Source organism: Halobacterium sp. CBA1126 (assembly GCF_009741975.1).
In the GTDB taxonomy this organism is placed as follows: domain Archaea; phylum Halobacteriota; class Halobacteria; order Halobacteriales; family Halobacteriaceae; genus Halobacterium.
Genome location: NZ_WPCF01000015.1, coordinates 1 through 11,867, shown reverse-complemented (window position 1 = coordinate 11,867; position 11,867 = coordinate 1). Strand labels below are relative to the sequence as shown.

8 protein-coding genes, 1 tRNA gene and 3 pseudogenes are annotated in these 11,867 nt (G+C 69.1%); 4 read left to right on the top strand and 8 right to left on the bottom strand.

Annotated elements, in window-relative coordinates:
* Positions 1–98: 98 nt before the first annotated feature.
* The 5 genes and pseudogenes from GJ634_RS03435 to GJ634_RS03415 form a co-directional block, all read right to left on the bottom strand.
* Positions 99–1,925: an acetyl-CoA carboxylase biotin carboxylase subunit gene (locus tag GJ634_RS03435; protein WP_157500519.1), complete on the bottom strand. Its 1,827-nt coding sequence runs from the start codon at positions 1,923–1,925 to the stop codon at positions 99–101.
* A 112-nt stretch (positions 1,926–2,037) separates the two neighbouring features.
* Positions 2,038–2,292 (bottom strand): acc operon protein, encoded by a 255-nt coding sequence (locus GJ634_RS03430; protein WP_157500518.1) that lies wholly within the window; start codon positions 2,290–2,292, stop codon positions 2,038–2,040.
* Positions 2,292–3,836, bottom strand: a complete 1,545-nt coding sequence (locus GJ634_RS03425) for an acyl-CoA carboxylase subunit beta (protein ID WP_394350869.1) — start codon at positions 3,834–3,836, stop codon at positions 2,292–2,294. The genes GJ634_RS03430 and GJ634_RS03425 overlap by 1 nt, the downstream gene beginning before the upstream one ends.
* Positions 3,837–3,911: 75 nt before the next feature.
* Positions 3,912–5,343, bottom strand: a pseudogene (locus GJ634_RS16865) (sodium-dependent transporter).
* A gap of 140 nt (positions 5,344–5,483) precedes the next feature.
* Positions 5,484–6,827, bottom strand: a complete 1,344-nt coding sequence (locus GJ634_RS03415; RefSeq protein ID WP_157500516.1) for a sodium-dependent transporter — start codon at positions 6,825–6,827, stop codon at positions 5,484–5,486.
* 291 nt (positions 6,828–7,118) lie between these two features.
* On the opposite strand from GJ634_RS03415, the gene sucC reads away from it, so the two are divergent.
* From sucC to GJ634_RS03395, 4 genes and pseudogenes are all read left to right on the top strand, one after another.
* Positions 7,119–8,276, top strand: coding sequence for an ADP-forming succinate--CoA ligase subunit beta (gene sucC, locus GJ634_RS03410; RefSeq protein WP_157500515.1), 1,158 nt, complete (start codon positions 7,119–7,121; stop codon positions 8,274–8,276).
* Positions 8,273–9,141, top strand: a pseudogene (gene sucD, locus GJ634_RS03405) (succinate--CoA ligase subunit alpha). The gene sucC and the pseudogene sucD overlap by 4 nt, the downstream one beginning before the upstream one ends.
* A 281-nt stretch (positions 9,142–9,422) precedes the next feature.
* The gene (locus GJ634_RS03400) at positions 9,423–9,620 is read left to right on the top strand and encodes a hypothetical protein (RefSeq protein WP_157500514.1); all 198 of its coding nucleotides are present in this window, start codon (positions 9,423–9,425) and stop codon (positions 9,618–9,620) included.
* Positions 9,621–9,664: 44 nt separating this feature from the next.
* Entirely contained in the window at positions 9,665–10,690 is a 1,026-nt protein-coding gene (locus tag GJ634_RS03395) for a site-specific DNA-methyltransferase (RefSeq protein ID WP_157500513.1), read from the top strand.
* A 141-nt stretch (positions 10,691–10,831) separates the two neighbouring features.
* Here the strand turns inward: GJ634_RS03395 and GJ634_RS03390 are convergent.
* The 3 genes and pseudogenes from GJ634_RS03390 to GJ634_RS15865 form a co-directional block, all read right to left on the bottom strand.
* A tRNA-Val gene (locus tag GJ634_RS03390) sits at positions 10,832–10,906 on the bottom strand.
* 236 nt (positions 10,907–11,142) lie between these two features.
* Complete coding sequence (locus GJ634_RS03385; RefSeq protein WP_157500512.1) at positions 11,143–11,679, bottom strand: cob(I)yrinic acid a,c-diamide adenosyltransferase; 537 nt, start codon at positions 11,677–11,679, stop codon at positions 11,143–11,145.
* Positions 11,676–11,867 (bottom strand): annotated as a pseudogene (locus GJ634_RS15865) (glutathione S-transferase N-terminal domain-containing protein); the annotation flags it as partial. The pseudogene GJ634_RS15865 and the gene GJ634_RS03385, both read right to left, overlap by 4 nt.

Below are 11,867 nucleotides of genomic sequence, written 5' to 3'. Positions count from 1 at the left end.
GGTGGTGCGTCGGCGAGCGTTCGGAGGCCGTCGCCCGACGGCGCCACGCTCGACATCATCTCAGAGAGGGTCGGTGGACGTAATAAGAATTCGGTCGGTCAGTCGATGACGACGAGCACGTCGCCCATGTCGACGCTGTCGCCCTCCGCGACGGCGACCTGCGAGACGGTGCCGCCGTGGGACGCGACGACGTCGTTCTCCATCTTCATCGCTTCGAGCACCACGAGCACGTCACCGGGTTCGACCTCGTCGCCCTCCTCGACCTCGACGGAGAGGATCGTCCCCTGCATCTCGGACTCGACGGTCTCGCCGCTGCCCTCGACGACCGACTCGGAGTCGTCGCCGCCGGCGGGTTCGGGCGGTCCCCCGCCGCCGCTCTCGGCGTCGCCGACCGCGAGCTGGGCGGCGCCGCGCTCCTCGAGTTCGACCTCGAAGCGCTTGCCGTTGACCTCGACCGTGAAGTCCCGCTCGACGACGTCCTCGTCGCTCTCGCTGGCGGCGGACTCCGTGCCCCACTTCGCCTGGGCCTCGTCGATGCGCCCGGGGTCGAGGTGCTCGTCGAGGTACTTCGTCGTGTGCGTGCCGCCGACGAACGCGTCGTCGGTGAGCATCAGCCGGTGGAACGGCACGATGGTCGGGATGCCCTCGACGTCGTACTCGGCGAGCGCACGCTTCGAGCGCGCGATGCACTCCTCGCGGTCGCCGGCGTGGACGACGAGCTTCGCGACCATCGAGTCGTAGTCGGTGACGAGGTCGTCGCCCTGCCGGAGCGCGTCGTCGACGCGCACGCCGATGCCGCCCGGCGGGTCGTACGTCTCCAGCTGGCCGCCCGTGGCGGGCGCGAAGTCGTCCGCGGCGTTCTCCGCGTTGATGCGGTACTCGACGGCGTGCCCGTCGAGCTCGACGTCGTCCTGCGCGAAGTCCAGCTCCTCGCCGGCGGCGACCCGGAGCTGGTACTTCACGATGTCGATGCCCGTCAGCTCCTCCGTGACGGTGTGTTCGACCTGAATCCGGGTGTTGACCTCGAGGAAGTAGAAGTCCGCGTCCGCGTCGAGCAGCTCGCCCGCCTCCCGGTCGGGGTCGTCCTCGACGAGGAACTCGAAGGTGCCCGCGTTCGTGTAGCCGGCGGCGTCCGCGCCGCGGCGCGCGGCCTCCCCGATTTCCTCGCGCAGGTCGTCCGTGAGCGCGGGGCTGGGCCCCTCCTCGATGACCTTTTGGTGGCGGCGCTGCAGCGAGCAGTCCCGCTCGCCGAGGTGGCGGACGTTGCCGTGCTCGTCGCCGACGATCTGGACCTCGATGTGGCGGGGGTTTTCGAGGTAGCGCTCGAGGTAGACGTTGTCGTTGTCGAAGTACGCCTCCCCCTCGCGCTTCGCGGACTCGAACTGCTCGTCGGCCTCCTCGGCGCCGTGGACGATTTTCATGCCGCGGCCGCCGCCGCCGCCCTCCGCCTTGATGGCGACGGGGAAGCCGTGCTCCTCGCCGAACTCCTTGACTTCCTCGGCGGAGTCGGCGGGCTCGGTCGTGCCGGGGACGATGGGGACGTCGGCGGCGCGCATCGTCTGGCGGGCCTTCGTCTTCTCGCCGAGCTGCTCCATCGAGTCGGCGGAGGGGCCGACCCACGTCACGCCCTCGACGTCCTCGACCTTCCCGGCGAACTCGGCGTTCTCCGCGAGGAAGCCGTACCCCGGGTGGATGGCGTCGGCGTCGGCCTGCCGGGCCGCGTCGATGATGGCCTCGTGGTCGAGGTAGGAGTCGGCCGCCCGCGCGGGGCCGACGTTGTAGGCTTCGTCGGCGTACCGGACGTGGCCCGCGTGCTTGTCGGCGTCGCTGTAGACCGCGACCGTCTCGATGCCGAGCTCCTCGCACGCCCGCATCACGCGGACGGCGATTTCGCCGCGGTTCGCGACGAGAACCTTGTCGAACATTCTTGAGAGTCCGTTCTCAGGACGCCCTACTGATAGCTTCGATTCTGAACTGTCCACCAGATGCCGCTAGTCGGTTGACAAATGGTCGGCCTCGGGGAACCGGGGCCGTCGCTCAGAACCGGTCGGTGCGTCCCGCTGCCGTCCACGCGTCCGTCGGCGCGCCGTCGGGGACGCGGCCGCTCTGCGCGCCGAGGGCGTCGAGCCGGCCGGCGAACGTCCACTTCTCGTCGTCCCACGACGCCGCCTCGCCGTCGGCGGCCGCGGCGGCTTCGAGGCGCGCGAGGTGCGCGCTCACCGCGGCGGCGATGGCGGCGGCCTCCGCTTCGGTGGCGTCGTCCGGGACGGAGATGTCGTAGTCGGCGGTCATCACAGCGGGATGTTGCCGTGTTTCTTGTCCGGCGACTCCTCGCGCTTGGATTGCAGCATCTCGAGGTCCTGAATCAGGCGCGGCCGGGTCTCCGTCGGCTCGATGACGGCGTCGAGGTAGCCGCGGTCCGCGGCCGTGTACGGGTTCGCGAACTCCTCGCGGTACTCCTCGATGAGCTGCTCGCGGAGCTCGTCGGGGTCGTCCGCTTCCTCGAGCTCCTCGCGGTAGAGGACGTTCACCGCACCCTTCGGCCCCATCACCGCGATCTCGGCGGTCGGCCACGCGTAGTTGACGTCAGCGCCGAGGTGCTTGGAGGCCATCACGTCGTAGGCGCCGCCGTAGGCCTTCCGCGTGATGACCGTCAGGAGGGGGACGCTGGCCTCCGAGTACGCGTACAGGAGCTTCGCGCCGTGGCGGATGATGCCGCCGTGCTCCTGGTCGGTGCCGGGCATGAACCCGGGGACGTCGACGAACGTGACGATGGGGACGTTGAAGGAGTCGCAGAACCGCACGAACCGGCTGGCCTTCTCCGAGGCCTGGATGTCGAGGGTGCCGGCGCTCACGCGGGGCTGGTTCGCCACCACGCCCACGGAGCGGCCGTCGAGGCGCGCGAACCCGACGACGATGTTCTTCGCGTAGTTCTCCTGGACCTCGAAGAAGGAGTTCTCGTCGACGACGCTGCCCACCACGTCGGTCATGTCGTAGGGCTTCCGGGGCTCGTCGGGGACGATGGTCTCGAGGGCGTCGTCGCGGCGCTCGGGGTCGTCGTACGGCTCGACCCGGGGCGGGTCCTCGACGTTGTTCTGCGGGAGGTAGGAGAGGAGGCGCTTGATGTTGTCGAGGGCTTCCTCCTCGGTGTCGCAGGCGAAGTGCGCGACGCCGGACTCCGAGGAGTGGGTCGTGGCGCCGCCGAGCTCCTCGAAGCCGACTTCCTCGCCGGTGACCGTCTCGATGACGTCCGGCCCGGTGATGAACATGTGGCTGGTGTCTTTCACCATGAAGATGAAGTCCGTAATCGCGGGCGAGTACACCGCGCCGCCCGCACACGGCCCCATGATGGCCGAAATCTGGGGGACGACACCGCTGGCCTTCTCGTTGCGCGTGAAGATCTCCGCGAACCCGCCGAGCGCGTCGACGCCCTCCTGGATGCGGGCGCCCGCGGAGTCGTTCAGCCCGACGACGGGCGCGCCGACCTCGACGGCCTTGTCCATGACCTTCGTCACCTTCTCGGCGAACACCTCGCCGAGGCTGCCGCCGAAGACGGTGAAGTCGTGGGCGAACACGAAGACGGTGCGGCCGTTCACCTCGCCGTAGCCCGTGACGACGCCGTCGCCGGGGAGCTGCTGTTCCTCCATCCCGAAGTTGTGGCTGCGGTGGGTGCGCAGCTGGTCGAACTCGTTGAACGTGCCGTCGTCGAGGAAGTAGTCGATGCGCTCCCGGGCGGTCATCTTCCCCTTCTCGTGCTGGGACTCGATGCGGTCCTCGCCGCCGCCGAGGAGTGCGCGCTCGGTCTTCTCGCGCAGTTCCTCGATGCGCTCTTCCATCGTCATCTGATTGTGCCAACGTTTCCCCACCGGCGGCAAAAGGATTCCGAGACGCCCGCAGCCGCGGACCCCGGCTTACAGCACCGACCGGGAGTGGCGCAGCCCGAGGAACGACGCGGCGGCGACCGCCGCGGTGACGACGAGGAGGAGCCGCGTCTGGTCGAAGGTCACGCCGAGCAGCGAGAGCGGGCCGACCGCGACGCCGAGCGCGCCCGCGAGCCCGGAGACGAACGTGAAGATGAGGAACACGGGGATGACGACGCCGACCGCGAACAGCCACGGCGACGCCAGCGACCGCGACAGCGAGCCGGCGCCGCGGCGGAGTTCGTCGACGGCGTCCGCGCCGAGCACCCAGCCCGCGAACAGCAGGAAGCCGACCAGCCCGCCCGTCAGCAGGAGGTCGACGACGGGGCCGGCGACGACGCCGAAGACGCCGGCGTCGAGCGCGCAGACGCTGCCCGTGACCGCGAACACTCCGACGAGTCCGGCGACCGCGTTCCGCCGGGAGACGCCGTGTTCGTCGACGAGGAACGAGACCGGAATCTCGAGCATCGAGATGGAAGAGGACAGCGCCGCGAGCAGCACGACGCCGAAGAAGACGACGCCGACGACCTGTCCGTAGGGGAGGGCGGCGAACGCGCCGGCGAGGCTGACGAACAGCGCGCCCGGGCCGCCGCTGCCCGCGCCGACGCCGAGCGCGAACAGGACGGGGAAGACGACGACGCCCGCGAGTACGCCGACGAGCGTGTTGAGCACCGCGATGGCGGAGCCGTCGGCGACCAGCGAGCGGTCCTCGCCGAGGTAGGAGGCGTAGGTCAGCATCGTGCCGGCGCCCAGCGAGAGCGTGAACAGCGCCTGCCCGGCGGCCGCGGGAGGATGTCGAAGAAGTTCGCGCGCAGGAAGCCGACGTTCGGCGAGAGGAAGAACGCGACGCCCTCGCCGGCGCCGTCGAGGGTGAGCCCCCACGCGGTGAGCGCGACGAGCAGGACGACGATGGCGGGCATCATCACCTTCGTCGCGGTCTCGATGCCGCGGCGCACGCCCCGCAGCACGACGAACGCGGTCGCGCCGAGGAAGATGAGGTGGAAGGCGACGGCGTCGAACCCGTAGCTGATGGCGCCGAAGTGCGCGCCGGGGCTCGCGAAGTACGCGCCCGTGAAGCTCTCCGCGAAGTACCGGAGGATCCACCCGCCGACGACGCTGTAGAACGACAGCAGGACGACGGCCGTGACGACGAAGACGTGGCCGAACGCCGACCAGTACTTCGAGTTCGACAGCTCGGAGAGCGCGCCAACGGGGTTGCGTCGGGAGCGCCGCCCGATGACGAACTCCGCGAGCAGCCCGGGGACGCCGACGAGGAAGACGACGCGAGGTAGACGACGAGGAACGCCGCCCCGCCGTTCTCGCTGGTCATCCACGGGAACCGCCAGAGGTTCCCCAGCCCCACCGCCGACCCGACGGCCGCGAGGATGAATCCGAGTCGCGTCTGCCAAGACTCGCGTGTCATTAGGGAGAGCGTAACAACCCCCCGCATTTGAGCGTTCCGTCTGAGGAACCGTCAAGTAGCGGAAAACACCGCCGAAAACGCCTGAAGGACCGTTACAGAGTCGCGGGGCGCGCAGTAATTGCCGCCCCCGCCGAGGATTCCTAGGCGAGGAAGACGGCGGCGTCGAGGACGCCCGCCTTCACGAGGAGGTCCTGGACGCCCAGGACGAGCGTGAGGCCGATACCGACCGGGATGACGATGCGCACCCACCAGAGCCACAGCGTGGTGAAGCCGTCGCCGAACGAGCTCCCGAGGTCGAGCTCCTCGGTGGCGGGGCCGTACGCGACCCAGCCGACGAACAGCGAGAACAGCAGCACGACCAGCGGCAGCAGCAGGCTGAACACGATGTCGTTGTACCAGCCGAGCGTCCCCGTGTCGAGTGCCGTCGGGACGCCGAGCAGGAAGATGAACCCGCCGAGGGCGATCGCGACGGTCTTCCGCTCGTAGTCGTAGTTGTCGACGACGTACGACGTCGGCGTCTCCAGCAGGCTGATGGCGCTGGACAGCGCGGCGAGCAGCAGCACGACGAAGAACACGGCGCCGAGTAGCGCGCCGGCGGGAATCTGGCCGAACGCGCCCGCAAGGCTGACGAACGTCGCGCCGATGCCGCCGGATCCGGGTTCGACGCCGATGGCGAACAGCACCGGGAAGACGACGAACCCGGCGAGCAGCGCGACGAGCGTGTTGATGACGACGATAGCGCCGCCGTCCGCGGGGAGGCTGTCGTCGCGCCCGAGGTAGGACGCGTACGCGATCATCACGCTGAACCCGAGCGAAAGCGTGAAGAACGCCTGGCCGACGGCTGCCGGGACGATGGACGCGAAGTTGTCCGCGATGTAGCCGAAGTCCGGCGACAGATAGTAGGTGTACGCCGCGCTGGCGCCGTCGAGCGTCGACCCCCAGACGCCGAGGCCGACGAGCAGGACGACGATGGCGGGAATCATGAACTTGGTCGCGCGCTCGATGCCCTTCTCGACGCCGAACGCGACGATACCGATGGTGATGGCCATGAAGATGGCGTGCGTGCCGACGGCCAGCGGGCTGGCGGAGACGGAACCGAAGAACCCACTGGCGTTACCGAAGTACGCCCCGGTGAGGCTGCCGGCGATGTAGCTGAGCACCCAGCCGCCGATGACGCTGTAGAACGCCAGCGTCACCATCGAGGAGATGACGCCCAGCGTCCCCGCGAACGACCAGTTCTCGAAGCCGAGTTCGCGGAACGCCGAGATGGGGTTCTTGTTGCTGCCGCGGCCGATGACGAACTCCATGAGCATCGCCGGGAAGCCGAACAGGAAGACGATGGCGAGGTAGACGACGAGGAACGCGGCCCCGCCGTTCGACCCCGTCTGGAACGGGAACGACCAGATGTTCCCGAGCCCCACCGCCGACCCGACGGCGGCGAATATGAAGCCGATTCTCGTGGTCCAGGTCTCTCGTTCTGCCATAGTGTACCACGGCGTAGCCACGCCGTTGATAAAAAAGCGTACGGTTTGTGGGCAGTGTACACGTCGTCTGGTGGCCAGCGACACCAGAGCGGAGGGCCGCTCGTGCTCGGCCCGCAGACTCGTCGTCCCTTCGACGGGGGCGTACTCCCGTCGCGCCGCGGCCGAGCGGTCGACGATTCGAGGGACGGCAGCGCCGTCTCGGGCGGTGCGGCGGTCGACCGCGGGACGGCGGCGAGGGTGACCGAGAAGGGTTGGCTTTATGCGAACCCGCGACAGCCATTCGAGTGCAAAATGAAGCTCCACGAGTATCAGGCGAAGCAGGTCTTCGCCGAGGCGGGCATCCCGACCCCCGGGTCGACGCTCGCCACGTCCGTCGACGAGGTCGTCGAGGCCGCGAGTGACCTCGGCTACCCCGTCGCGGTGAAGGCCCAGGTACACGTCGGCGGCCGCGGGAAGGCCGGCGGCATCAAACTCGCCGAGAACGAAGCCGAAGCCCGCGAGGCCGCCGAGTCCATCCTCGGCATGGACCTCAAGGGGTACACGGTCGAGGAGGTTCTCGTCGAGGAAGCGGTCGACTTCACGAACGAGCTGTACGTCGGCGTCACGATGGACCGCGGCGAGGGCAAGCCCGTCGTGATGGTCTCCGAGAAGGGCGGCGTCAACATCGAGGAGGTCGCGGAGGAAGACCCCGAGGCCATCGCCCGGGAGCACGTCGACCCCGCGTTCGGCCTCCACCCCTTCCAGGCGCGGAAGGTCGTCTACGACGCCGGCATCCCACGCGAGGTCGCCGGCGACGTCGCGTCCATCCTCACGACGCTGTACGACCTGTTCGAGGACCGCGACGGCAGCGACGTCGAAATCAACCCCCTCATGGTCACGGCCGACGACGAGGTCATCGCCGCGGACGCCGTGATGAACATCGACGAGGACGCGCTGTTCCGCCAGCCCGAGCTCGCCGAGATGGAGGACGAGGCCGCCGAGGACGACCTCGAAGCCAAGGCCAACGAGTACGGCTTCGACTACGTGCGCCTCGACGGCAACGTCGGCATCATCGGCAACGGCGCCGGGCTCGTGATGACGACGCTGGACCTCGTGGACTACTACGGCGGGGAGCCCGCGAACTTCCTCGACATCGGCGGCGGCGCGAAGGCCGAACGCGTCGCGAACGCCCTCGACATGGTGTTCAGCGACGAGAACGTCGACAGCGTGGTGTTCAACATCTTCGGCGGCATCACCCGCGGCGACGAGGTCGCGAAGGGCATCAACGCCGCGCTCGAACAGTTCGACGAGATTCCCAAGCCCGTCGTCGTGCGCCTCGCCGGCACGAACGCCGAGGAGGGCCGCGAGATTCTCAACGACGAGCTGGTGACCGTCGAGGAGACCCTCGAGGGCGCCGTGCAGCGCGCCGTCCAGTACGCTGACGAGAAAGCCACGGAGGTGGACCAATGAGCATTCTAGTCGACGACGACACCCGCGTCGTGGTGCAGGGCATCACCGGCGGGGAAGGGAAGTTCCACGCCGAACAGATGATCGACTACGGCACGAACGTCGTCGCCGGCGCGGTGCCGGGCAAGGGCGGCCAGGAGGTCGCCGGCGTCCCGGTGTACGACACCGTCCACGACGCCGTCGACGAGGAGGACGCCGACGCCTCGGTCATCTTCGTGCCGCCGGCGTTCGCGTCCGACGCCATCTTCGAGGCGCTGGACACGGACCTCGACCTCGCCGTCGCCATCACCGAGGGCATCCCCACGCAGGACATGGCGAAGGTGAACAAGCGCCTGCAGGAGACCGACACCCGCCTGCAGGGGCCGAACTGCCCGGGCATCATCACGCCCGGCGAGGCGAAACTCGGCATCCTCCCGGGGAACATCTTCTCCGAGGGGAAGGTCGGGCTCGTCTCCCGCTCCGGCACGCTCACCTACCAGGTCGTGGACTCGCTCACCCAGCGCGGCATCGGCCAGACGACCGCCATCGGCATCGGCGGCGACCCCATCATCGGGACGGACTTCATCGACGCCCTCGAGCTGTTCGAGGCCGACGAGGAGACCGAGGCCGTCGTGATGTGCGGCGAGATCGGCGGCGAGGACGAGGAGGAGGCCGCCGAGTACATCGCGCAGAACATGGACACGCCGGTCGCCGGCTTCATCGCCGGGCGCACCGCGCCGCCGGGCAAGCGCATGGGCCACGCGGGCGCCATCGTCTCCGGCAGCGGCACCGGTACCGCGGAGTCCAAGATCAACGCGCTCAACGAGGCGGGCGTCCCCGTCGCGACACCCCCGAGGAAGTCGCCGACGACATCGAAGACCTGCTGTAGTCGAGACCGCCGCTCTTCTTTCGGAGCGCGCGCCGACTGGTCGCGGAGAAACGTGAGGACGGAGCGGGTCGCTGCGCGCTCGGACACCCCTGACCGAGCCACGCGACCAGCGTGTGAACGAACACCACGCGAGAAGTTAGGTCCAACGGCCGCGGCCAGCAGTTCTGGTTCCGCGGCGCCGCCAGCACCCGCGTAAACCGTCCTAACTCGGGTTAACCGGCGTGAAACGGAACTGACTGAATCCCCGGTTTATGTGCCCGGCGGCCGACCACTCGGACACGATGACCACCGCCGCCCCCGACCCGAACCGACTGGAGTTCTGTCCGGACTGCGAGCGCGAGACGCGCCACGCGGTCCGCATCGAACTCCGCACCGAGAACCCCGCGGTCGACAACCCCGGCTGCTCGCGGGAGCCGTACCGCGTGAGCCGGTGCCTGGTCTGCGACGCCACCGACGCCCGCCGCATGAGCGACGCCTGACGCCAGCGAAACGACTACGTGGCGGCGCGCGGACCACCGAGTGAATGGAGACCACCCACCGGGTCCACGTCGGCGACGCCCGCGACCTCCCGCTCGCCGACGACGCCGTTGACCTCGTGGTCACGTCGCCGCCGTACCCCATGATAGAGATGTGGGACGACGTCTTCGCCGCCCTCGACCCCGAAGTCGGCGAGGCGCTCGCCGCCGGCGACGGCGACCGCGCCCACGACCTCATGCTCTCCGTGCTCGACGACGCGTGGGCGGAGCTCGCGCGCGTGCTCGCCCCCGGCGGCATCGCCGTCGTCAACGTCGGCGACGCCACCCGCAACCTCGGCCGCTTCCGCGTCTACGACAATCACGCCCGCGTCACCGAGGCGTTCCGGTCGCTCGGCTTCGACCCGCTACCGGGCGTGCTCTGGCGCAAGCCCGCCAACTCCGCCGCGAAGTTCATGGGCAGCGGGATGGTGCCGCCGAACGCGTACGTCACGCTCGAGCGCGAACACCTCCTCGTCTTCCGGAACGGTCCGCGCCGCGAGTTCGAACCGCGCGCCGACCGCCGCTACGAGGCCGCGTACTTCTGGGAGGAGCGCAACCGCTGGTTCTCCGACGTCTGGGACGACCTCAACGGCGAACACCAGACGCTCGCCGACCCCGACCTCCGCGAGCGCTCCGGCGCCTTCCCCCTCGAACTCCCCTACCGCCTCGTCAACATGTTCTCGGTGTACGGCGACACCGTCCTCGACCCCTTCTGGGGGACCGGCACCACCAGCCTCGCCGCCGCCGTCGCCGGCCGCCACTCCGTCGGCGTCGAACGCGACGACGACCTCGCCGCCGCCTTCGACGACCGCATCCGCGACGCCCCCGCGCTCTCCCGCGAGCTCGCCGCCCGCCGCCTCGCCGACCACCGCGCGTTCGTTAAGGACTCCGGCGACGACTTCGAATACGCCGCCGAGCACTACGACACGCGCGTCCGCACGAAACAGGAGCGCTCCATCCGCTTCTACGAAGTCACCGACGTCGAACCCACGCTCGACGGCTGGGAAGCGACGCACGAACCGTACGAGGAGTAGGTCGGGCGGAGTTGAACCGGAGCGAGACGTGCTCGCTTCGCTGCGCGCGACTCGCAGGGTTCAACTCCTTCCGACCGCGCCACACACGTGAACGACGCGAGAGACACGGAGGTCTCTCGCGGTCGTTGCGACGAGAGAATATGGGTCGGGGCGGAGTTGAACCGCCGACCTGCTCCGTGTGAAGGAGCCGTCATAACCGGACTAGACCACCGACCCGCGCACCAGACAGTACCCGCAGGCGGCCATTAAGGCTTGCGTTTAGTCGGCGGACGCGGCGAACGACCGAACGCGGTCCCGATGCCCGCCACCGATAGATTTTAGTTGTTTTGGGTTAACCTAAAAATCGTGCGGCGGACGCCGCCGGCCGTCCGTCCGCGTCTGTCCCAGCCTGTCACCCGTCGGCACCAACCGCGTCCCCCGTGGGACGAAGGCATCACCTCGTCCGCGCGCCGTCAGTACGACGGCGACTCCTCGCGGACACCCGCTTCTCGATTCGCCAGCCGCGCGAACACGAACAGCGCGTCCGAGAGCCGGTTCAGGTACGCGATAGCGGTCTCGTTGACCTCGTCCTCGTGGTCCGCGAGCGCGACCGCGCGGCGCTCCGCGCGCCGGCAGACCGCCCGCGCGTGGTGGAGGCTCGCGCCCGCGTCGTCGCCGCCCGGCAGGACAAACGACTCCAGGGGCTCCAGTTGCTCCTCGCAGGCGTCGATCCATGCCTCCACCTCGTCGACGTGATCCTCGCGGACGACCGGGTCGCCCTCCTCTGGTTCGGGGTTCGCGAAGTCCGCCTGTACGACGTGGAGGTGGTTCTGCGCGGCCTCCAGGTAGTCGTCGAGCTCGTCGACGCCGGTCGGCCGCACCGTCCCGAGCAGGGCGTTCACCTCGTCGACGGTGCCGTACGCCTCGATGCGCGGGCTGGTCTTCGACACGCGCGTCATGTCCCGGAGGTCGGTCTCGCCGCTGTCGCCGCGGCGGGTGTAAATCTTCATGCGAGCGTCCGCTCCACGTAGTCGAGGATGTTCTCGCTCTCGGCCATCGTCACGCCGTGGTCGTCGTCGACGAGCACGGGGGAGCCGCGCTGACCGCTCACGCGCTTTGACTTTCGTTTGCGCTCGGGAGTGCATCGCGTCGACCCCCACACCCGTCTCGAAAGTCGACGCCCCCGCGTCCTCGAGTG